The 22,134-nt window shown below is 50.0% G+C and carries 19 protein-coding genes and 1 pseudogene; 12 read left to right on the top strand and 8 right to left on the bottom strand.

The genetic code is table 11. The features are described from left to right. Nucleotides 1-353 precede the first annotated feature (353 nt). From IE094_RS15240 to IE094_RS15275, 8 genes are all read right to left on the bottom strand, one after another. Nucleotides 354-1,739 (bottom strand): FAD-binding oxidoreductase, encoded by a 1,386-nt coding sequence (locus IE094_RS15240; RefSeq protein ID WP_189641576.1) that lies wholly within the window; start codon nt 1,737-1,739, stop codon nt 354-356. 78 nt (nt 1,740-1,817) lie between these two features. Further along, nucleotides 1,818-3,341 carry a malonate--CoA ligase gene (locus IE094_RS15245; RefSeq protein ID WP_189641577.1) on the bottom strand — a complete coding sequence of 508 codons (1,524 nt, stop codon included), beginning with the start codon at nt 3,339-3,341 and terminating at the stop codon, nt 1,818-1,820. Nucleotides 3,342-3,403: 62 nt separating this feature from the next. Continuing rightward, nucleotides 3,404-3,931: a TRAP transporter small permease gene (locus IE094_RS15250; RefSeq protein WP_189641578.1), complete on the bottom strand. Its 528-nt coding sequence runs from the start codon at nt 3,929-3,931 to the stop codon at nt 3,404-3,406. 56 nt (nt 3,932-3,987) lie between these two features. Beyond that, the gene (locus tag IE094_RS15255; RefSeq protein WP_189641579.1) at nt 3,988-4,962 is read right to left on the bottom strand and encodes a TRAP transporter substrate-binding protein; all 975 of its coding nucleotides are present in this window, start codon (nt 4,960-4,962) and stop codon (nt 3,988-3,990) included. A 23-nt stretch (nt 4,963-4,985) separates the two neighbouring features. After that, entirely contained in the window at nt 4,986-6,269 is a 1,284-nt protein-coding gene (locus tag IE094_RS15260) for a TRAP transporter large permease (RefSeq protein WP_189641580.1), read from the bottom strand. A gap of 1 nt (nt 6,270) precedes the next feature. Continuing rightward, the gene (locus IE094_RS15265; protein ID WP_229802384.1) at nt 6,271-7,734 is read right to left on the bottom strand and encodes an amidase; all 1,464 of its coding nucleotides are present in this window, start codon (nt 7,732-7,734) and stop codon (nt 6,271-6,273) included. Between the two features lie 183 nt (nt 7,735-7,917). After that, nucleotides 7,918-8,880: a LysR substrate-binding domain-containing protein gene (locus IE094_RS15270; protein WP_229802385.1), complete on the bottom strand. Its 963-nt coding sequence runs from the start codon at nt 8,878-8,880 to the stop codon at nt 7,918-7,920. A gap of 407 nt (nt 8,881-9,287) precedes the next feature. Further along, nucleotides 9,288-9,941, bottom strand: a complete 654-nt coding sequence (locus IE094_RS15275) for a GntR family transcriptional regulator (RefSeq protein WP_189641582.1) — start codon at nt 9,939-9,941, stop codon at nt 9,288-9,290. Nucleotides 9,942-9,981: 40 nt separating this feature from the next. Between IE094_RS15275 and IE094_RS15280 the strand changes: the two genes are divergently transcribed. The 12 genes and pseudogenes from IE094_RS15280 to IE094_RS15335 form a co-directional block, all read left to right on the top strand. Next, nucleotides 9,982-11,076: a TRAP transporter substrate-binding protein gene (locus tag IE094_RS15280; protein ID WP_229802386.1), complete on the top strand. Its 1,095-nt coding sequence runs from the start codon at nt 9,982-9,984 to the stop codon at nt 11,074-11,076. A gap of 64 nt (nt 11,077-11,140) precedes the next feature. Then, nucleotides 11,141-11,704 (top strand): TRAP transporter small permease, encoded by a 564-nt coding sequence (locus tag IE094_RS15285; RefSeq protein WP_189641583.1) that lies wholly within the window; start codon nt 11,141-11,143, stop codon nt 11,702-11,704. Beyond that, on the top strand, nt 11,701-12,981 hold the full coding sequence (locus tag IE094_RS15290) for a TRAP transporter large permease (protein WP_189641584.1): 1,281 nt from the start codon (nt 11,701-11,703) through the stop codon (nt 12,979-12,981). The genes IE094_RS15285 and IE094_RS15290 overlap by 4 nt, the downstream gene beginning before the upstream one ends. Further along, on the top strand, nt 12,978-13,994 hold the full coding sequence (locus IE094_RS15295) for a 4-hydroxythreonine-4-phosphate dehydrogenase PdxA (RefSeq protein WP_189641585.1): 1,017 nt from the start codon (nt 12,978-12,980) through the stop codon (nt 13,992-13,994). Before IE094_RS15290 ends, IE094_RS15295 begins: the two co-directional genes overlap by 4 nt. Before the next feature lie 14 nt (nt 13,995-14,008). Further along, complete coding sequence (locus tag IE094_RS15300; protein ID WP_189641586.1) at nt 14,009-15,184, top strand: L-rhamnonate dehydratase; 1,176 nt, start codon at nt 14,009-14,011, stop codon at nt 15,182-15,184. A gap of 3 nt (nt 15,185-15,187) precedes the next feature. Further along, on the top strand, nt 15,188-16,102 hold the full coding sequence (locus IE094_RS15305) for a dihydrodipicolinate synthase family protein (RefSeq protein WP_189641587.1): 915 nt from the start codon (nt 15,188-15,190) through the stop codon (nt 16,100-16,102). Nucleotide 16,103: 1 nt separating this feature from the next. Next, a complete protein-coding gene (locus tag IE094_RS15310; RefSeq protein WP_189641588.1) occupies nt 16,104-17,636 on the top strand; it encodes an aldehyde dehydrogenase (NADP(+)) in 1,533 nt (510 codons plus the stop codon). 60 nt (nt 17,637-17,696) lie between these two features. Then, a complete protein-coding gene (locus IE094_RS15315; protein WP_189641589.1) occupies nt 17,697-18,656 on the top strand; it encodes a Bug family tripartite tricarboxylate transporter substrate binding protein in 960 nt (319 codons plus the stop codon). 49 nt (nt 18,657-18,705) lie between these two features. Next, entirely contained in the window at nt 18,706-19,164 is a 459-nt protein-coding gene (locus IE094_RS15320; protein ID WP_229802387.1) for a tripartite tricarboxylate transporter TctB family protein, read from the top strand. Beyond that, the gene (locus IE094_RS15325) at nt 19,161-20,651 is read left to right on the top strand and encodes a tripartite tricarboxylate transporter permease (protein ID WP_189641591.1); all 1,491 of its coding nucleotides are present in this window, start codon (nt 19,161-19,163) and stop codon (nt 20,649-20,651) included. Before IE094_RS15320 ends, IE094_RS15325 begins: the two co-directional genes overlap by 4 nt. Beyond that, a complete protein-coding gene (locus IE094_RS15330; RefSeq protein WP_189641592.1) occupies nt 20,648-21,526 on the top strand; it encodes an amidohydrolase family protein in 879 nt (292 codons plus the stop codon). The genes IE094_RS15325 and IE094_RS15330 overlap by 4 nt, the downstream gene beginning before the upstream one ends. A gap of 83 nt (nt 21,527-21,609) precedes the next feature. Beyond that, nucleotides 21,610-21,894, top strand: a pseudogene (locus IE094_RS15335) (integrase core domain-containing protein); the annotation flags it as partial. Between the last annotated feature and the right edge of the window lie 240 nt (nt 21,895-22,134).

The following is a 22,134-nucleotide window of genomic DNA, read 5'->3' on the forward strand; positions in this document are numbered from 1 at the left end:
ATCTGCAGCCGCTTTCGACTGCCCTGATTTCTTTGTCATGCTTAACTCCTAATTGTTAAGATGAACCAGAAATCCTCCATTATTCAAATGCTCAGGTATGTCCCAAAGGTGCTGACGTTAGACAGATTAGCTCGCCCTCTCAGCGCCTAAGTCAAAGAAGACAGTTTTCGCCGCTGTTTAACAATTGTGGTTGTCTCAATGAAAGATTGAAATTCTGCTTTGCAAGACTAGACTAGACTAGAACGACAGCTCTACCCTTATGATAGTGGCTTGAAGGGTACGGTAGCCCGCCAAAATTGCACGAGGCCACGGTACATTTTTCCTTGCGACGCGACCCCTTCTTGAATTCATTTTCAGTTGATTTCGACTATCTTGCCCGGGTTCATGATGTTCTCAGGGTCAATCGCCCGTTTGAGCGTTGCCATCAGAGCATAAGCATCGCCATGTTCTTCTAACATGTATTTCTTTTTACCAGTGCCGACTCCATGTTCTCCGGTGACAGTTCCACCAAATGACAAGGCAACACGGTTTGCATCCGAGGCAAGCGACTTAGCACGTGCCAATTCGTTTTGATCATTCGGATCAATAAGGATCAACAAGTGGAAATTCCCGTCACCGACATGCCCGACGATAGGCGCAATCAAACCGCTCTGTTCAATGAGTTCCTTGGTGCGCGAAATGCACTCCGCCAGTGCCGAAATTGGGACACAGCAGTCAGTCACAACACCTTGGCAACCCTTGCGTAGCGATTTTCCAGCATAGTAGGCATTGTGGCGGGCATTCCATAAGCGATTGCGATCTTCCGTTTTCGTCGCCCACTCAAACCCCGAAACGCCGAATTCTTCTCCAACGCTTTTGAAGAGCTCAACTTGTTCTTTCACGCCATCCTCGGAACCATGGAATTCTAAAAACAGGTGTGGTTTTTCAGGCAGGTTCAGTTCTGGATTGAAAATATTCATACCCTTCATCTGCACCTCATCCAACAATTCGATACGCGCCATGGGAATGCCCATTTGAATGGCCATGATCACAGTATTTACAGCGTCATCAACCGTTTCATATGCGCAAGTCGCAGCTAGGATCGTGTCAGGTTGACCAAACAAACGCACAGTCAATTTTGTGATTATCCCAAGGGTTCCTTCGGACCCGACAAAGAGATGCGTAAGATCATATCCAGCAGAGGACTTACGGGCACGAGAGCCAGTTTCGATAATTGTTCCGTCGGGCAGCACGACCTCTAAAGCCAAAACATTCTCGCGCATGGTACCATAACGCACGGTATTCGTCCCCGAGGCACGCGTTGCCGCCATGCCGCCAAGTGTGGCATCCGCGCCGGGGTCGACCGTGAACATTAATCCGCTGGCGCGAAGTTCATCGTTCAGCTGCGTACGCGAAACTCCGGGCTGAACAACGACATCCAGATCGCTTTGGTGAACTTCGATGATTTTGTTCATGCGGCTGGTGTCAACGCTAATCCCGCCATGAATAGGGATGACTTGTCCTTCCAGCGAAGTGCCAATGCCGAATGGGACGACGGGCACATGGTATTGTGAACAAATTTTCATGATCTGAGAAACCTCTTCGGTGCTCTCAGGGAAAGCAACCGCATCAGGCAATGCAGGCGCGGAATAGGCCTCGTCACGGCCATGAATATCCAGAATACTTTCCCCTGTAGACAGCCTGTCGCCAAGTAGGCCTTGTAACGCAGAAATGGCAGAAGTGGTGTCGCGTTTGGTCATGTCAATTTCCTTTAAGATCATTTTAATTGCGAAATGTCCCTGTGTACGCTGGGTTTTCAAATAGCTTACGGTCGCATATCATTTGAATATCGCGTCGTAGTCCTCGCGCAGCACATTTTTCTGCACTTTGCCCATGGCATTCCGCGGCAGGGAATTGACAAATTCGATGTGTTTGGGTTGTTTGAACCGTGCCAGATTACCCTTGATACTGGCCATGATGTCTGTGGTTGAAACGTCAGCACCATTCTGTGTTACAACGACTGCAACCACGGCTTCGCCAAAATCTGTGTGTGGTACGCCGATGACTGCGCATTCGTTGATGCCGTCAAGCTCATCGATCAAAAGCTCAATCTCTTTCGGATAAATGTTATAGCCGCCCGAGATGATTAGGTCTTTTTGACGCCCGACGATATGCACATATCCATCCTTATCCATATGCCCAAGATCGCCTGTGATGAAGAAGCCGTTGCCGCGCAATTCCTCAGCAGTTTTCTCGGGCATATTCCAATAGCCCGCAAAAACATTTGGCCCTCGCACTTCGAGAACACCAGTTTCGCCTTGGGGCAAGGGTACACCCGTTGCAGGGTCAGTTACCAACAACTCGATTCCTGGCAAAGGAAAGCCCACCGTACCAGCGCGCCTGTCGCCCTGATAGGGGTTGGAAGTGTTCATGTTTGTTTCGGTCATGCCATAGCGTTCCAAGATCGCGTGCCCCGTCATTTCACGCCAACGATCATGTGTTTCGGCCAACAACGGCGCAGACCCCGATACAAAAAGGCGCATATTCGCCGCAGCCTTGCTCAAATCCTCTGATTTCAAAAGGCGCACATAAAACGTCGGCACGCCCATAAGCACCGTGGCTTTCGGCATGTAGCCAAGGATTTCATCAGCGTCAAAGCTGGGCATAAAGATACAAGACGATCCGGCCATAAGCGTAGTATTTGTCGCAACAAACAATCCATGCGTATGAAAGATCGGCAAGGCGTGGATCAAGACATCATCCGCACTGAATTGCCAAGCATCTTTCAGGGTTTCGGAATTTGATGCCAATGCCTGATGCGTCAGCATGGCTCCTTTGGAGCGACCCGTCGTGCCTGACGTGTAAAGGATTGCGGCAAGATCATCTGGCTTACGACTGACGGCTGTGAACCCCGTATCCACCCCATCGCGCAGATCCACCAGTGTTCCGCTTTCATCGGCACCAATGGTCAGCACTTCAGCAACACCCGCTTGTTTAGCAAGAGGCGAGAGCTCACGCTCGCGCGTTGGATCACAGACCAAAACTCGTGGTTCTGCATCGTTCAGGAAATATGTAATTTCGGCAGCGGTATAGGCGGGGTTGAGGGGCAGAAATACACCGCCGGCCAAGACTGTCGCGACATAAAGCTCCAGCATCGCCACGGTTTTCGGCGCCTGAACGGCTACGCGATCGTTCGGCTCAACACCATGCCCAACCAACACCTGTGCCATACGTTCGGCATTTGCAAAGAATGCCTCATATGTGATCTCTTCTCCGGTCTGATGGTTGCGCAAGAACTGGCGGTTTTCTGCGCCAAGGCTGGCTGCACGCAATTTTTCGGCCAGATAGTTTCCGTGGTACATGATCTCTTCCTTTAGCATTTTGCCACAGCTGTAACGTTGGGCGTTGACGAAAAATTGATACTTCAATCAAGCTGAGCGGCAGAATCTTCTAATACATCGTCGCCAGCCCACCGCGCCAAGAGATGAATAAGAATGATGATCATAGACACAGGCACTGCCACAGAAATCCAAGCCATTGGTATGCCAAGGGTATCGGCCGTCAGACCTGACTGGCGCGCAATATATCCTTTTGCAAAACCGCCCTTCAAACCGACAAAGCAAAAATAGATCACTGGCAGGATAAAGGTCAGCACCGCCACGCTTTGAACTGCTTTTGCAAAATAGGCGAGACGATGTGGCGGATCGGGAAATACGCTTTGCATCAAGACCGCATCAGATTGTGTTTTGAACGACAGTGTTGCACCCAATAATCCTGTCCAAACCATCGCATAACGGGCGACATCTTCGGTCCAAATTGGGGGTGCGGAAAAGACATAGCGCGCTATGATTTGCACAACGACCGTCACGAACATCAGACAGACCGCAAAAATGGCAACGTGGCGCATCAAGAAATGTAAGCGGTCACTGGTGCTAATGATGTAATGTCGCATCTTCATACTCCGGTTTCAAAACGGGGTGGGCCGTAGGATACGGCCCACCTAATTGTTTAGCGGTTGTCGTCAGACAGGGACTTCCATAGCGCGGTATCCTCTGCTGTCATCAGGTCTGAATCGTAAACCGGCAGAGACGCTTCCCGAAATACGGCGCGCTCTTCTGGTGTCAGGCGTTGAACTGTCACGCCCTTTTCTTCAAGTGCCAACAGCCCGTTGACCGATGCCTCTGATAGCCATTCTCGGGTTGCCGCATCCGCTGTTTCAACGGCTGCGTCAACGCTTGCACGATCAGTATCAGACAATCCATCGTACCAACCTTTGGACGCGATGACTGCCCGCAGTGGCCAGATCACATCTGCATCGGCGAAGTTCTTGATGAAATCTGTTTGTCCAAACATTACAGGAATGAAAGGAGAATTCAGGTAGCCGTCAATGACGCCTGTTTGCAAACCGGCTGGAACTTCACCCCAAGGCACGATGGTGCCGCTGGATCCCCAAGCCTGATACATCGCAATCTGCGCATCGTCTAAGGCACGCATCCGTAGCGAAGCCATATCCGCCGGAGAACGCACAGCCTGTGTGGTAGTGATAACGCCGGATGCCGGCCCAAGCGGTGCCAGCGCAAGCAGGATCGCGTCCTGTTCTGCGAGGGTTTCATTGATGCGGGTATAAACATCGCCCGCAGCCATTGCGCGGTCCATATGCGCGATATTTTCGAAGATATATGGGAGACGAACCCCATAGATGAACGGATCAACTTGCGCCACAGCGCGCACATCTGACAGTGAAACCTCAAGCAAGCCAGTAGAGACTTGATCGAATTTTTCGGCTTCATTGCCGACAGAGCCGCGTGGCATTTCACGCACGTCCATGCCCGCTTCTTTAAGCGCATTGCCAAAAGCAAATGCCCAATTGTACGAACCTGATGTTTCCAGATCCGGTTTGCTGTCCAATGCAATTTTGACCTCTGCCGACGCAGATGATGCCATTGCAACGAATGCTGCCAATGTTAGTGCCTTAAGTTTCATAGTTTCTTCTCCCTTAGTTTTGATTAGTTCACAGAAAATCCGAACTGGCGCGGCAATGCGAGGCTAAGCGCAGGCCAATAGACCAGTGCAAGCAACAACAGAACCTGAACGAAAATGAAGGGTAGCGCAGCATAAGCCAGGCGCCAATAATTGAGGTTGGTCATGGCAGACACAACCACGAGACATTTGCCCAATGGCGGCGTAATCAGACCGACGCATAGATTGAAGCATAACACGATGCCCAATTGGATTGGGCTTATGCCTTGTTCCATGGCTTGTGGTGCAAATAGTGGGATCAGTAAAGTCAACGCCACGGGTGTATCCATGAACATGCCCGCGATCAGAAAGATGCCAACAAGGAAAAATAGGTATTTGGTACCCGTAAGTCCGAAGGAATCGACCCATGTCGCAAGAGCCTGTGACCACCCAATTTGACCTGCCAAATACCCAAGTACAGAAATTGCCGCGAGAATGATAAAGATCGTACCGGTCATTTTTGCCGTAGCCTCAACTGCGTCAAATATCATGCGCCAATTCAGACCTTTGTAGAATTGACTCGCCATGAGTGCAAAGAATACCGCAATGGCCGATCCTTCAGTGGGCGTCGCCAATCCGAACACAAGTGAGCCAAGAATTACCACAGGCAGACAGAGTGCTGGTGCCGCGTTTAGCAAGCTTGGTAAGAAACGGGGTAGTTCATCAGACGCGCCGCCGGGATGTCCTTTGATGCGCGCTATGATTGCGTTCAGGATCATTAAAGATGCCGCAAGCAACAATCCGGGCACGACGCCCGCGATAAACAGCGCCGCGACAGATGCCCCAGTCAGACCACCGTAAATGATCATTATTATCGATGGCGGAATGATCGGCCCAATCATCGACGACGCCGCGGTGATTGCGCCGGCGTAATAGGGGTCATAACCTCGGGCTTTCATTTCCGGCACGAAGGTGCGCGATAAGGCAGCACTGTCGGCAATCGCCGATCCCGAGATGCCGGCAAAGAAGACGCTTGTAAGAATATTGACATGACCCAGTCCACCGCGAAAACGACCAACTATTGACATGGCAAAATCGATCAGGCTGCGCGTCACGCCGGCGCGGCTCATAATCTCTGCGGTCAGGATGAAGAGAGGCATTGCCATAAACGCGAAGACGTCAAGTTGAGCAAAGATGCGTTGAGGCAGAATTGAAAGGAACTGCGATTTATCCGCCGCAATGAAGGTCACGACTGAAACCGCGCCCATAAGATAGGCGAAGGCCGTGCCGCTGATCAGCAGGAGGATGAAAATGATAGGGATCAACCACATATTACACCGCCGTTCGCATATCGGCGCCTGAGGATGCAGAGCTTGCGTCCAAATCAGGCGGGTGCGTCACAATAGACCTTAGATCCACACGCGAGTGTGGAAGTGTTTGCATATTAGCCAAAGGCCGCGCCGTCTGTTCCGACCGCCTAAAGAGGGTTTCCATCGCTTTTGCGGCGCTGAGCAGCCCTTCGTCGCCGCGTACTGGCCCCATTACTTGAAGGCCAAACGGCATGCCTGATCCGTCGCGGCCACAGGGGAGCGTGATCGACGGCCCACCCGTTAATGACCCACGATAGCACAGCGCAAGCCAGCGGTAATAAATGTCCATCTTCTGTCCGTCGATGACTTCGGCATAAGGCTGTATCCACGCAAATGGCGATACGGGCGATGTCGGCAGCACGATCACATCGAACTCTGCCATCAGCGCGTTGTACTTGCGTAAAATTTGTGTTTGTTCGGCATGAGCCCAACCGCGATCGGCCAATGACATTGTTTCCCCAAGGGCAACATTATCTTTGACATGCTTACCAAAGCTGTCGGGGTCTTTGGTGATGGCTTCGCCAAAGGCAACACTAAAACTCTCGGCGCGTAGAATATCAAAACAGCGATCCATTTCACCAATGTTGAGATCAGCCGCGCGGCATTCCTTGACCTGCGGCGCAAGCACCTCAAGGCGCGCACGGAATGTCTCGCGGATACTCTGCTCAACGGGTGCGCCGCCAAAATCTTCGCTGAAACCAACGCGCATATCTTTTAAATCTATGGATGGCAGTTCCGCGAAGGGGGTTCTGACCGACGGCACAGACAATGGATCATCCGCGTGATAGCCCTGACAGACATCCAGTAACAGAGCCATATCGTCCACCGTACGCGCCATCGGGCCAAGCACCGAAATGCCCGACCAGCCTAATGGCCGCGTGGGATGGGCGATCACATCAACAGAGGGCCGGTAGCCCACCACACCACAGAGTGCTGCAGGCATCCGGAGCGATCCACCTGTGTCCGAACCCGTACAAAGCGGTAAGAAGTTGGCTGCCAGTGCGGCAGCGGATCCACCCGACGAGCCACCAGCGATAAGATTGGCGTCGAAAGGATTACTCGTCGCGCCCCAGACCCGATTGCGGCTGTTTCCGCCAGCCCCCATTTCGGGAACATTTGTCTTTGCCAGAATGATAGCGCCCGCCGCCCGCAAGCGCGCGACCATCGGCAAGTCGCTATCGGGGGTGTAATCCCGCGCCCGAATGCTACCATGGGTGGTCAACAAACCTTTGGTGTTCTGCAAATCCTTCACGCCAATAGGCAACCCATCGAGCGGCCCCACTGGGCATCCGTCCTGCCAACGTTGTGTCGCGCCTGCGGCGCAGGCGACGGCGTCCTCTATATCCATTGCGGCAATGGCATTTATCTTGGGGTTGAAACGGGAGATTTGCTCGAGGCAGGCCGCCAAGTATGCACTTGGCGTCAAACTCCGTGCCTTGAAGGCCGCAAGAACTGCACAGGCAGATCGTTCAAGCAACGTCTCGCTACTCAAGGGCGTACACCAAATATCGCAAGTAATCGATTTGACACCCTCATCCTCCCAAATCGTGTGTTTGGTTAAGGTAAAGGGTAATTTGAGTAGATAATAGTGAAACTTTCACCAAATACATTAACCAAAAGGAATGATATCAGGAAGCTCAGTGGTTTGCCGCAGGCATTTGAGGAACAACGCCAGCGTCGCATTTTGCGAAACTTGGTCTTTGCGCCAAAAACAGCGCGCCTCTGACAGCAAGTCACGTGTATCAAGGGGCAGGATCACGGTTTCACCCCGAGCGGCCTGCGCCTGCGCAAGCCGCTGCGGGAGCAATCCTAGTGCAGGCATCTCCCGCAAAAGTTCAAGGTTCAATGCAATCGACAAAGATGCGATCGTATTATTGGGTGGCGACAAGCCATTTGCTGCAAAAAGGGCATCCACGGCCTGACGCGCGACCGAGTTTGGTTGCGGCAATATCCAAGGATAAGTGGTGACATCTGTCCATGTCACATCACCCCCTTGCGACAGCGGATGATTGCGCCCGGCGACAACAACGATCGGCTCTGAGAACAAGGCCATTTGGTCAATTCCGGCCAATTCCTGAGGTTGCCAGATTCTCGCGATCACAAGGTCTAGTGCACCTGCCTCAAGCTGGGGCAATAATTCAACAAAATGGCCTTCGGAAACAGATACGTTTGCCTGCGGCGTACTGCGCTTGAACAGTTCAATGGTGCCGGGCATCAAAGTAGGCGCGACTGAACTGACCACGCCGACAGAGACAGAGCCGGACACCCCACTTGTCATCGCCTCAATATCAAATGCAGCGCGATCAAGTTGGACGAGTGCCAGGCGTGCATGATCTGCAAGACGGACACCAATAGGTGTCAGGTAGAGCCTATTGCGGTCGCGGGTGACAACAGGCACGCCCACGATTTTCTCTAACTCTGCAATTTGTTTTGAAACTGCTGGCTGCGTCACGCCAAGCGCTTCTGACACTCGTGCGACCAGCTTCAAATCTGAGAGCGCTACGAGAGCACGCAAGTGTCGAAGCGTTATCGCCTGCTTGAAACCTTTACCCAGAATCTTCTCCTCCTCCACGCGAATCCAAACCTACGGTGCTATAGTTCTTTTCTAAGGGTCGCATGATTGTTTCCCATGTCCCTTGAAAATGGGTTCGAAGTCAAACAAATTTTCCGATCACTTTTTGATGGTAAAATATGGGCGCAATGATTCCCCTTTTGAGCCCCTACTAGCCATTCGTTTTGGAACCGCTGGCGGTGCATAGGCCTAAGAGTTGCCAGCAGCGATTCCAAAGATATCCGTGTTTGCTTCGTGGCAAGGTAGTACATCTGACTAAAACTCTAAAACGCTCACTTTGCCTTCCAAAGCCGAAATTGAGTAAATGAAGACATACGAATGTTGAGTAATGTCTGCTTTCGGGAAATCACACTACTGCAATTTTACATTGGTCGAACGGCCGCTATGGGCCGACTGCTGCTTTCACACTATATACCGTCTTTTACGCGATCCCATGTCTTCTTCAGGTGGGCGACCATTGCTTGGCCCAATCGTGTGGCATCTCTACCCTTTAGCGCAAGGATCATCTCTTCGTGGTCAGCGACTGCGCCAGCCCAAGATTCGGGTGTCTGACTTCCAATATAGCGAATGCGTTTCAGCCTTGCCTGAATGTTAGACTGCATTTCTTGAAGAGTTTCATTTTTTGAAAGCTCTGCCAATCGAGAGTGAAATTCCTGATTCATTTTATAGTAAGGCATTCGATCTTGGGTGCGGTAACACTCCATCATGCTCTCGTGCAACTGAACCATAGCTTCGACTTCTTTGTCACTTGCTCGCTCACAAGCGAGTTCGCCCGCAAGTTTTTCAAGACTTCCAAGTACCTCAAGCATTGAAAATACATCTTCTTGGGTAAGCTTTCGAACAATGCTTCCTTTCGAGGGTCTAACGATTACCAAGCCTTCCGCGGCAAGAGTGCGAAGCGCTTCTCGGAAGGGGGTGCGCGATACACCTAATTCTTCGAGCATTTGCAATTCGTCGATTCGGCTCCCCGGCTCTAAACTTCCCTCAATAATGAGGTCGCGTATACGGCTCGCCACTTGGTCGTGCAGTGAGCGGTTAATAATCGCGATAGATGATCCCATTGATAACTCTCTTTGTTTTTCGGACTTTTAGGTAGTCAGTTTGGCTTTTGAATACAATATCCAAAATTTTCTTGATAGTCGATATTTTGCTGTGTATACAAAATACATGATGCAAATATACAAAATGTTATTTGCAAAAGGGAGAGAGGAAAATATTATGAAAACTATTCGCAATGGCGTCTTCGCCAGTCTGTCGACACTTGTGCTTGCCGCTGCGCCGGTGGCCGCAGAAACTTATATTGTTGCTGTTGGGGCTGCTTCAAACAGCCTTCAGGGACGCAGTGCTGCCAAGTTCGCAGATGATCTTCAAGCCAAGCTTGGTGATGCGCACACCGTGGAGTTTTATGCAGACGGGCAGTTGGGTGATGAAAAGGAACTGCTGCAAAAGCTGCGCCTTGGTACTGTACAGTTTACTTTGGTTTCATCGATCATGACAAATGTTGCGCCAGAATTTGCGTTGTTTGACATGCCGTTCCTTGTGCAAGATCGCAAACATCTTAAGGCGATCGACGCTGAAATCGTACAAAGCGATCTTGCGCCAAAAGCTGAAACTGCTGGTTTGAAAGTTTTATCGACGTGGGAAAATGGATTTCGTCAAATTACCAACAACACGCGGCCGATCAATACGCCTGCTGATTTGGAGGGGCTGAAAATCCGAACGCCGTCTTCTGAGTGGCGTGTGTCTATGTTTAAGGAGTGGGGTGCTAATCCGACGCCGATGTCATTTTCAGAAGTTTTTGTTGCTTTGCAGACAGGTACAATGGACGGACAGGAAAATCCGTTGACCAATATTACAGGGGCAAACTTTCAAGAAGTGCAGAAATACCTCAGTTTAACGGGACATGTCTATTCGCCGACCTATTTGACGAGCGGTTTGAGTGGCTGGAATGAACTACCAGAGAATGTTCAATCTTCTGCGATCGCTGTCGCGGCCTCTATACAAGATTGGTCTCTGGCTCAGGGTGAAGCTGCTGACAATGATCTAGTCGAGAAGGTCAAGGCCGCAGGTGTTGAAGTTAACCAGGCTGACAAAAAGGCATTCATCGAAGCATCCGCGCCCATCTACGCGGCCTTTGCCGAGGCCGTTGAGGGTAGCGATGCCTTGGTAAAACGCGCCCAAGAGTTGGCCGAATAGATCATCGTAGATGTGTTGGCCGGTTAACGCCGGCCGCATTTTACAATAGTAGGGAGGTTTCGCAATGATTGCGAAAATTGAAAAAGGGCTGTTGTGGTTCATAGAGACGATATGTCTTGCACTTCTGATCGCATTGGCGCTGTCAGTCGTTTACGCGACGACCATGCGCTATTTGGGGGCGTCACCGTCATGGTATGACGAAATCGCGAGCGTATTGCTTGCTTGGCTGACTTATTTTGGTGCAACTTATGCGCTTTTCTTGCGCCAGCATATGAGCTTTGGTGGCATTGTAACTGCGCTCCCCAAACGTGCTGCAGTTGCGTTAGCTATATTTTCTGAATTTTTGGTCATCGCCTTTCTGGCAGTTGTTGCATGGTATGGAAATGCGGTTCTGGCAGTGGCCAAGTGGGACTCTCTGTTAAGCATTCGTTGGATGAGCTTGGACATCGTCCAATCCGTTATTCCAATAACTGCAGTGCTCATGATTATCGGTACCTTTCTGACTATGCCGCGCGCATTGCGCAATGCAGCTGCGGGGATTGATGTTGATCATGCGGAGATTGAACAAGCCATCGCAGATGCTGAACGTGATAACGCAGGCGCGACGTCAAAGGACGAATCAAAATGATATTACTATTTACGACTTTGGCTTTGATCGGATTAATTTTGATCAACGTGCCTATCGCTGTTGCAATCGGGATTGTCGCTTTGGGTGGTCTTTTGGTCACGCCAGGCGGTGCGACGCTCTATGATATGGCGATTGCTTTATATTCTGGATCAACCTCGTTTCCACTGATCGCAATTCCGCTGTTTATTCTTGCAGGTAATCTGATGAATACATCGGGTATATCTGTGCGCCTGATTAATTTTGTTACTGCGCTGATCGGTTTTGTACGCGGTGGGCTTGGTATGGTAAATATCGGCGTTTCCATGGTTTTTGCCGAAATTTCTGGCTCCGCAGTGGCTGATGTTGCTGCGACAGGTACCGTTTTAATTCCGGAGATGAAGAAGCGTGGATATTCACGCACACTGGCGGCCGCGATTACTTCTTCATCGGCGTCACTTGCAATTATTATACCGCCATCTATCCCTATGATCCTTTATGGTGCGATTGCCGAAGTTTCTGTGCTCAAGCTGTTCATCGCGGGTATTGTACCTGGCGTGTTGGGGGGCGTGTTGCTTATGGCGGTCACCTACATGCTTGCTGTTCGCTATGATCTGCCGCGTGCTGAAGGTTTTGATCTTTGCCATATTTGGCGTTCTTTCAAGGAAGCTATCTGGGCGTTATTGATGCCAGTTATCATTCTTGGTGGTATTTTTTCTGGTGTTGTTACCGCGACTGAAGGTGCTGGTTTGGCTGTGCTTGCTGCACTCGTTATCGGTATATTCATCTATCGCGACCTCGATGTATCGCGACTGCGCAAGGTAATGTTGGAAGGTGTCAGCCAAACGGGTGTCGTCATGTTGCTTGTGGCGACATCTGCCGCTCTGGGCTTATTCCTTACTCAGGCACAGGTGCCACAGCAGTTGGCGCAGCAAATCACTGAACTAACTACAAACCCATTAATTGTACTCGCACTTTTGAATTTGCTTTTGTTGGTATTGGGGATGTTCCTTCATGGGGCAGCTGCAATCATCTTGGTCGTACCTGTCGTGATGCCGTTGGTAAATGCAGTTGGGATCGATCCAATCCATTTTGGCATTATGGTTACGCTCAACCTTGCGATTGGCCAACAAACACCGCCTGTTGCATCGGTTCTGATCACATCTTGCTCGATTGCCAAAGCTGGCATCTGGGAAACGTCTCGCACCAACTTGCCATTCATCGGTGTTCTCGCTTTTATTCTCTTGCTGGTTACCTACGTACCTCAAGTTTCACTCGCACTAACAGGGTACTTCCAATGACAAAATTGAAACCACGCATCGCAATTATTCCAGGGGATCCATCGGGGATTGGACCAGAGTTAATTGCCAAGTTGTTAAACGAAGAAGGAGTTTGTGAAGCAGCGGATATCGTTTTGATCGGGGATGCACATATATGGGATCAAGGCGCAAGCCAGGCCGACTTGAATGTTGATCTTTCACAAATTGAAGAGGTCGACGTGGGCAAGTCATCTGGTTTGTCGTGGCTTTCGATGGACACGATTGACCCCAAAGATGTTAAAATATCCGAGGTTACGGTCGCAGGTGGAACATCGAGTTTACGCTGCTTAGATAAAGCGCTTGATCTTGCGATGGCTGGTAACGTTGATGGTGTGTTGTTTGGGCCGTTCAACAAGGCTGCCTTGACCAGCGCTGGATTGAATGCCGAAGATGAACACCGCTATATGGCGCGCTATTTGAACTTCGAAGGTTATCATAGCGAAATTAATGTTTTGGATGACCTAATGACCACGCGCGTGACCAGTCATATTGGTCTACGTGATGTAGCAGAAAAAATCACTGGGGAAGGCGTAGAGCGGGCTATAGGGCTTGCCGAAGAAACGCTTAAACGGGCTGGTAAAATGCGACCACATATTGCTGTTGCCGCACTTAATCCACATGCAGGAGACAACGGTAAATTCGGGCGCGAAGAAATTGATATTCTACAACCTGTTATCGAGTCTGTGCGCGCAAAACAAAAAAATGTCTCCGGTCCTTGGCCTTCTGACACAGTTTTTTTAAAGGCGCAGCGCGGAGAAGTAGATGCTGTTGTCACAATGTACCATGACCAAGGACAGATTGCGATTAAACTCATGGGTTTTGATCGTGGCGTTACGGTTGCTGGTGGCCTCCCGATCCCCGTAGCCACACCAGCGCATGGCACTGCTTTCGACATTGCGGGACTTAACAAAGCCAACGTGGGTGCCACATTACAAGCGTTTAATCTTCTTGTCCGCATGGCTCAAAATCATCGCGCTGAACGTGCTGCAAATTAAAAAGGAATAAGTGAATGACCAAGATTAAATCGGTACGCACACGCGTTTGGAATTGGAAAGGGCCAACGGTTCCACCAACGGGGAATTTTTGTACCAATGCGTCTGATACGCTTTGGACCAAGGGCGATGCGATGTCTTCATTTCGTTTTCACCAATGGCTGACCGTAGAAATTGAAACCGACGATGGCACAATCGGGATCGGCAATGCCGCCCTTGCACCATCAGTTGTGAAAAAAGCAATTGATGATTGGTATGCCCCCCTTGTGATTGGCGAAGACCCGTTTGATTACGCCTATCTTTGGGAAAAAATGTACCGCCGCACCCACGCTTGGGGGCGCAAAGGGATTGGCATGACCGCCATTTCCGCCATTGATCTGGCGATCTGGGATTTGATGGGCAAACTGGTTGATAAACCTGTGTTCAAATTATTGGGTGGGCGTACCAAAGAAAAAATCCCTGTCTATTATTCTAAGCTTTACGCAGGTTCGATTGAATCCATGCAAGCCGAAGCAGAAGAAGCCAAGAAAAACGGTTACCAAGGGTATAAAACGCGGTTTGGTTATGGCCCCAAGGATGGCATGAAAGGCATGCGTGAAAACCTTAAACGTGTCGAAGCGATGCGCGAAGTGTTGGGCTATGATGTTGATCTTATGCTTGAATGCTACATGGGTTGGAATTTAGATTACACCAAACGCATGTTGCCCAAGTTGGAAAAATTCGAACCCCGCTGGTTAGAAGAACCCGTTATCGCCGATGATGTTGCAGGTTACGCCGAACTCAACGCCATGGGCAGTGTACCAATTTCGGGTGGCGAACATGAATTTTCGATCATCGGTTGCAAAGAGCTGATCGAAAAAAAAGCCGTCAGCGTTTTGCAATATGACACCAATCGTGTTGGCGGCATTACTGCGGCGCAGAAAATCAATGCGATTGCAGAGGCGCATCAAATCCCTGTCATTCCCCACGCAGGCCAGATGCACAATTACCATCTGACCATGGCGAATGCGAATTGCCCCATCAGCGAATATTTCCCTGTGTTCGATGTCGAGGTTGGGAACGAGCTGTTCTACTACATCTTTGAAGGCGACTCAGAGGCCGTGGATGGCTTCCTTGATCTGGATGACAACATTCCAGGTTTGGGCATCACCATCAGCGATAAACATCTCCACAACTTTGACATCGAGGAATAGATCATGAATCCAATGTACCAAGGTATTTGGCCCGTTGCGCCAACGCCATTTAACCCCGATGGCACGCTTGATCTGGATGGGATGAAACGTGTTCTGGATTGTCTGATTGATCAGGGTGCAGATGGTATCTGTATTCTGGCTAATTTTTCCGAACAGTTTTTGATCTCTGATGCGGAGCGCGAAATCTTGACACGTTTGTGTCTTGAACATGTTGCTGGACGCGTGAAAATGATTGTTACCGTCAGCCATTTCGCCACGCAAATCGCCGTGGAACGTACCCAGCTGGCCAAGGATCTGGGCGCTGATGCCGTGATGATCATGCCCCCCTATCATGGGGCAACATTGCGCGGGAATCCAACCCAAACCTATGAACAATTCAGCGCGGTGGGCGCCGTTGGTATTCCGATCATGATCCAAGATGCGCCAATGTCTGGCGTTGATCTGCCTGTGCCGTTGTTGGTGAAAATGGCGCGCGAAATTGAAATGGTGAAACTGTTCAAAATCGAATGTCCATTTGCGGCCAATAAATTGCGTGCACTCATCGCAGAAGGTGGTGATGCAATTGAGGGCCCATTTGACGGCGAAGAAGGCATCACATTGCTGGCCGATTTGGATGCAGGTGCTACGGGTGCGATGACATCTGGGATGATCGTTGATCAAATCAAACCAGTGATCGAACTGCACCGCGCGGGTGACATGTTGGGTGCAACGGCGGCTTATGGGCGCGTTGCCATGGCGATCAATCACGAAAACCGCCAATGCCTGTGGCGTTCCTGCAAGGCGGCAATGGTCGAAGGTGGCGTGATTAAATCCGAATTCTGTCGCCACCCGATGGAACCGCTTCACCCTGATACGCGCTCACGGTTGATAAACCTCTTGCAACCACTTGATCCACTTGTCCTAAAATGGGGAAAATAATATGACTTTGACTGGTAAAAGCACATCATTCAAACCACACGGAAAACATCTCGTTGCAGGCGAATGGGTTGCCGGAGAGGCTACCTTTTTATCGGAGCCCGCACATGGTGAAGCGCATTCTTTTTCTGTAGGTACTCCAGAACATATTGAAAGTGCGTGTGTCGCGGCAGAGGAGGCGTTTTGGACCTTTGGTTATTCAAACCGTGTTGAACGTGCTGCATTTTTGAATGCGATTGCAGATGAAATCGAGAAGCGCGCCAATGAAATTACTGAAATTGGCACACGAGAAACAGGTCTACCAGAGGGTCGCTTGCAAGGCGAACGCGGGCGTACGACTGGTCAGTTGCGAATGTTCGCCGAACACATTTTAAAAGGCGATTACCTTGATCAACGTCACGACGTGGCACTACCTGATCGTCAACCAATGCCACGTCCCGATATGAAAATGATCCAGCGGCCGATTGGTCCTGTCGCGGTGTTTGGTGCGTCGAACTTTCCATTAGCGTTTTCCACTGCTGGTGGCGATACAGCGGCCGCTTTTGCGGCTGGTTGCCCTGTGGTTGTAAAGGGGCATGGTGCACATCCTGGTACGGGCGAAATCATCGCAGAGGCAATTCACGCAGCAATCAAATCATGCGATTTGCATCCAGGTACGTTTTCACTGGTTCAAGGCGGCACACTTGAAGCAGGTCAAGCTTTGGTTCAGCACCCGCTTATCAAAGCTGTTGGATTTACAGGATCATTGGCAGGTGGGCGTGCGTTGTTTGATCTTTGTGCACAGCGTCCAGAACCTATTCCATTTTTTGGTGAGCTTGGTTCTGTTAATCCAATGTTCTTGTTGCCAATGGCGTTGTCCACCCGTGGCGAAGCGCTGGCAAAGGGTTGGGCTGGATCGCTAACAATGGGAGCGGGTCAATTTTGCACTAACCCCGGGATAGCTGTTGTGATTGATAGCGATGGTGCTGACTCTTTCATTTCTGAATCTGTGTCCGCGCTAAACGGCGTTGATGCGCAGACTATGCTCACCGACGGGATCGCAGCCGCATACGAAAAGGGTAGGGACCGTGTCGCGGGATCGTCAGAAGTGCAAACGCTGTTGAGCACCGCGTCAGCTAAGCGTAGTGCTAAACCAAATCTTTATGCAACAACAGGTAAGGCGTGGTTAGCAAATACAGAGCTTGGCGAAGAGGTTTTCGGCCCACTTGGACTAGTAGTTCGCGTCGCAGATGAAGACGAAATGATAGCCGTCGCAAAAAGCCTTGAGGGGCAATTGACCTGTACGCTGCACCTCGATGACGCAGATGCTGACCTTGGTCGATGTCTGATGCCTATACTTGAGCGAAAAGCAGGACGCATATTGGCCAATAATTTCCCAACGGGTGTCGAGGTTTGTGACACGATGGTTCATGGCGGACCGTATCCAGCATCAACAAACTTTGGTGCAACATCAGTTGGGACAATGGCAATCCGACGGTTTTTACGTCCAGTCTGTTTTCAAAACATTCCAAATGCTTTGATGCCCAGCACGACTTAACAAATGGCGATGCAGGGAAAATCTTTGCGTCGCAAAAAAATTACCTTGGAGGAGGAAATCATGAAACTATCAACGCTAACACTTTCCGCTGTCGCTGCGTTTGCGGCATTTGGGACAAACCCTGTATTGGCTGAATACCCCGAACGTCCTGTCACGGTCATTGTGCCGTGGGGGGCCGGTGGCGGTACCGATACTATTATACGCATATTCGCAATTGGTTTTGAGGAGGCTTTGGGGCAACCGATAAACGTGGTTAATCGTACAGGTGGCTCTGGTGTTGTGGGGCATTCAGCGATTACACATTCACGTGCTGATGGTTATACGTTGGGAGCGTGTACTTCTGAAATAACCTATTTTGACACGATTGGCCTTGCTCCCATCACACCTGAAAGCTTTGATTTGGTATCACGGCTTGCGGAAATTCCAGCAGGTGTAACTGTTTCTGCGGATAGTCCATATAATTCCGTTCAAGAAGTTGTTGATGCGGCGAAAAAAGGGGGGTTAAGTGCTTCCGGTTCAGGTCTCGGTGGGCCATGGCATATGGCGATTGCGGGCATGATGAAATCCGCAGGTGGTGATGTAAATACGGTACAGTTTATCCCGTCACAAGGGGGTGCTCCTGCACTTCAGGATCTTGTTGCTGATGGCATTTCAATATTTAGTGGATCACCGATCGAGGCGCGCGCGCTAGCAAGCGCAGGCGAGGTCAAAATGCTCGCAATTATGGCCGATGAACGCTCGCCGGCGTTTCCAGATTTGCCAACACTAAAAGAAAGTGACGTTGATTGGTCTATGAGCAATTGGTTCTCTTTGTGTGCACCTGCTGGTCTGCCCGAAGACATCAAAGTTAAAATTGAAACCGCTGCCAAAAAAGCGCATGGATCAACGGCTGTGCAAGAAGCGCTGGCGCAAAGAGGCATTACCCCAGTTTTTGATGGTTCAGAAAACTTCACCACTTTTGCCAAAGGGTTTGCATCTGAGGCCAAATCGCTTCTGACTGATCTTGGTTTGGCAAAGTAAAGGGAGGGGTGCCAAAGTATATCATTATGGTTTGGCACTCATTATTCTTATGAAAATAAATGACCGCATTATTGGTGGGCTTACCATCCTAGGTGGACTAGGCGTGATTGCCGGAACTCTTGAATTTCGAGAAATTCCCGGGCAACTGTTTGGCTCTGCTTTCTTTCCGCGCATTCTCGGCGTCGCGTTGATTTTGACGGGGTTCGTACAAACGGTGACTGGGGCCAATGGTGCATTGTTTCAAGTGAATGAAATTTTAAAGGGTCGTTCTGGTTTGCAGGTACTTGCGGCATTAGCAGCCATCGTAATTTGGGTGATTATATCACCAGCACTCGGCTTTATCTTGACAACAGCATGTTTAATCGCGGCGCTGGCAATGCTTGCCGAAGGGCGACTCTGGCCTTCTATTGCCACTGGGGTCGTGATGTCGTTCATCTTGTTCTTTGTATTTGGCAAGCTTTTGCGCGTGCCTCTTCCCTATGGTCTTATTGAAAGTGTACTGACATGAGCGCGATAGCCGAAGCGTTCGTACTCGTAACGCAACCAGAGGTGATCGTAACAATCGTTGTTGCTAGCTTGCTGGGAATTATCATTGGCGCGATCCCAGGGCTCACCGCTGTTATGGGGGTGGCTCTTTTGGTTCCGATTACGTTTTTTATGGATCCAGTTCCCGCTATATCTGCGATCGCGGCTCTGGCTGCCATGGCGATATTTTCTGGTGACATACCCGGTACACTTTTGCGCATACCAGGTACCCCTGCGTCTGCCGCTTATGTGGATGATGGGCATGCTATATCCAAGTCTGGTCGCCCTGAGTATGCATTGGGACTAAGTATGATATCGGCGTGTGTCGGGGGCGTGATCGGTGTTTTGCTGTTGATGACAGCTGCGCCAATTTTAGCGCGGTTCGCCACCAACTTCTCTTCAGTTGAGTATTTTTGGTTGGCTTTATTAGGGCTGAGTTGCGCGGCGATCATTTCAGCGGGCTCGAAGATCAAAGGCGTCTTGTCGCTCTTGTTCGGTCTCTGGGTTGCCACTATTGGAATCGATGCGGTCGCGGGGCAACCACGATTTACATTTGGATCAATCGAGCTGACAGGTGGCGTCAGTTTTATCCCGGCGATGATCGGTATGTTCGCTTTACCTGAGGTTTTGCGAAACATCACTGCGCGCGCTAAAAAGCAAGAGCCCCCAACCATGGGGCCTGTGTTTCGCGGACTTGGGACTGCAATGCGTAAGCGTTGGCGCAATCTCTTGCGAGGTGGTTTAACCGGCTCGGTAATTGGTGCTCTACCCGGCGCAGGAGCTGACATTGCAGCTTGGGTTGCCTACGCGATCGCGAAACGACGCTCGAAAACGCCAGAAAAATTTGGAAAAGGACATGATGAAGGATTGATAGAGGCGGGCGCTGCGAACAATGGAGCGTTATCGGGAGCTTGGGTTCCAACATTAGTATTTGGAATTCCGGGTGATAGTATCACGGCTATAGTGATCGGTGTCTTGTATCTCAAAGGTCTAGAGCCTGGTCCAATCATTTTTGTTAAAACGCCTGAGTTGGTTTATGCAATCTTCTTCGCATTTTTGATGGCTAATTTATTGTTAATCCCATTCGGTTGGGCAATCATCAAGGCGTCTCGTCACTTGTTACGTATTCCACCAGCCTATTTCGCCCCTGTTGTCTTGGCCTGCTGTATTGTGGGAAGTTATGCGATCAATAACACTGCGTTCGGAGTGCTCACGATGCTTGTGTTCGGTATTGTTGGTTGGCTGTTTGAAGAAAACGAAATCCCAATAGCTCCAGCAATTTTGGGCTTAGTTTTGGGAGGGATGTTGGAATTTAATTTTGTGACATCAATGCTGAAATCCCAAGGAGATATTGCGATATTTTTCTCTCGCCCCGTCGCAGCTTTTCTGGGAGTATGCGTTTTGTTTGTTTGGATATTTCCGGTGTTTGGTGTTTGGCGACGTCGTAAAATTAAAGGGGTGCGAACATGAAAATTATTGATGCACATCATCATTACTGGGATCCGAGCGCAAATTATCATCCGTGGTTAAGGGATAAGCCGATGATCCCTTTTCGCTATGGCGACTATTCATCCATTTGCGATAAGTTTATGAATTCTGAATATGACGTCGTTACCCAAGATTGGGACGTTGTCGCGACAGTGACCATGGAAGGTGAATGGGATCCAGCGGATCCAACGGGTGAGGCAATTTGGATGCAACGACAAAATGACGAGACTGGGCGACCAGCGGCGCATGTTGCACAAGCTTGGTTGGATAGCGACAATATAGTTGAGTTGTTAGCAGCCTATCAAGCCTTGACTATCGTGCGTTCGGTGAGGCACAAGCCAAGGTTTAACGACAGGCCGGGTGGTGCTGCGGGCGGTATGATGGACAAGGCGTTTCGCGAAGGTTTTTGTCGTCTCGCGGATAGCGGATTGATTTTTGACCTGCAGACACCTTGGTGGCATCTGAACGAAGCCATTGATATGGCAAAACTTGCACCCGAAACCAAAATCGTTTTAAATCATGCGGGATTACCGTCTGATCGTTCCACAGAGGGTCTTGCTGGTTGGCGTGCCGCCATGACCGAGTTTGCTGCTCTACCGCAAACCTATGTGAAAATATCAGGTCTTGGTTTACCTGGACGTCCGTGGTCCATAGCCGACAACAAAGACATTATTCGGTTTTGCATAAACACATTTGGCCCTGAGCGCGCGATGTTTGCGTCAAATTTCCCTGTAGATGGTCTTTGCGGTTCTTTTGATACTATTTACTCTGGTTTTATGGATGTGACATCTGCTGACAGTGAAGGCGACAGAGATCAACTGTTCTATAAAACCGCTAAGCAAGTTTACGGGCTTTGATCGGTTTGTAGCAATATTGACTTGTGCAGTTAGTACGAGCGTAAGGAAAAGATAGCTTGCCAAGCTAGTCTAATTTCATGCCGAAGTTTATCTCTCGCGACATGGATTTGTGGGCATATCAGCGTGGCGTAACATTGGACTTCTCAAGGCCTGGAAAACCCACTGACAATGCGTTCATAGAAGCTTTTAACTCCAAGCTGCGATCGGAATGCTTGAACGCGCATTGGTTCATGACACAGGAAGACGCTTGCGAAAAGATAGAGGATTGGCTTAGATACTAAAATGAAGAACGACCACACAGCGCAATTGGGAGTGTTCCCCCGATAATGCTAGTGAACTCAGTTGGCGCTACCAGCCCGTCATGCTGAGAAAAGACGAAAAACTCTAGCACCCGGTGGCAGAAGGTTGGGTAGCAGAGCAATCAAACCAAGGACTCTACAAAAGATGGAGGGAACTTGGGGCGCAGGTCACGGGGTTTATGCTGTCTAACGTCAGCACCTTTGGGACATACCTGAGCATTTGAATAATGGAGGATTTCTGGTTCATCTTAACAATTAGGAGTTAAGCATGACAAAGAAATCAGGGCAGTCGAAAGCGGCTGCAGATAA

The sequence above is a fragment of the Paramylibacter ulvae genome, from assembly GCF_014652655.1.
In the GTDB taxonomy this organism is placed as follows: Bacteria; Pseudomonadota; Alphaproteobacteria; order Rhodobacterales; family Rhodobacteraceae; genus Amylibacter; species Amylibacter ulvae.

Bases quoted from the DNA above. Each gene is read 5' to 3' on its own strand.
- IE094_RS15240 (WP_189641576.1), bottom strand. From the start codon at position 1,739: ATGACCAAACGCGACACCACTTCTGCCATTTCTGCGTTACAAGGCCTA.
- IE094_RS15245 (WP_189641577.1), bottom strand. From the start codon at position 3,341: ATGTACCACGGAAACTATCTGGCCGAAAAATTGCGTGCAGCCAGCCTT.
- IE094_RS15250 (WP_189641578.1), bottom strand. From the start codon at position 3,931: ATGCGACATTACATCATTAGCACCAGTGACCGCTTACATTTCTTGATG.
- IE094_RS15255 (WP_189641579.1), bottom strand. From the start codon at position 4,962: ATGAAACTTAAGGCACTAACATTGGCAGCATTCGTTGCAATGGCATCA.
- IE094_RS15260 (WP_189641580.1), bottom strand. From the start codon at position 6,269: ATGTGGTTGATCCCTATCATTTTCATCCTCCTGCTGATCAGCGGCACG.
- IE094_RS15275 (WP_189641582.1), bottom strand. From the start codon at position 9,941: ATGGGATCATCTATCGCGATTATTAACCGCTCACTGCACGACCAAGTG.
- IE094_RS15285 (WP_189641583.1), top strand. From the start codon at position 11,141: ATGATTGCGAAAATTGAAAAAGGGCTGTTGTGGTTCATAGAGACGATA.
- IE094_RS15290 (WP_189641584.1), top strand. From the start codon at position 11,701: ATGATATTACTATTTACGACTTTGGCTTTGATCGGATTAATTTTGATC.
- IE094_RS15295 (WP_189641585.1), top strand. From the start codon at position 12,978: ATGACAAAATTGAAACCACGCATCGCAATTATTCCAGGGGATCCATCG.
- IE094_RS15300 (WP_189641586.1), top strand. From the start codon at position 14,009: ATGACCAAGATTAAATCGGTACGCACACGCGTTTGGAATTGGAAAGGG.
- IE094_RS15305 (WP_189641587.1), top strand. From the start codon at position 15,188: ATGAATCCAATGTACCAAGGTATTTGGCCCGTTGCGCCAACGCCATTT.
- IE094_RS15310 (WP_189641588.1), top strand. From the start codon at position 16,104: ATGACTTTGACTGGTAAAAGCACATCATTCAAACCACACGGAAAACAT.
- IE094_RS15315 (WP_189641589.1), top strand. From the start codon at position 17,697: ATGAAACTATCAACGCTAACACTTTCCGCTGTCGCTGCGTTTGCGGCA.
- IE094_RS15320 (WP_229802387.1), top strand. From the start codon at position 18,706: ATGAAAATAAATGACCGCATTATTGGTGGGCTTACCATCCTAGGTGGA.
- IE094_RS15325 (WP_189641591.1), top strand. From the start codon at position 19,161: ATGAGCGCGATAGCCGAAGCGTTCGTACTCGTAACGCAACCAGAGGTG.
- IE094_RS15330 (WP_189641592.1), top strand. From the start codon at position 20,648: ATGAAAATTATTGATGCACATCATCATTACTGGGATCCGAGCGCAAAT.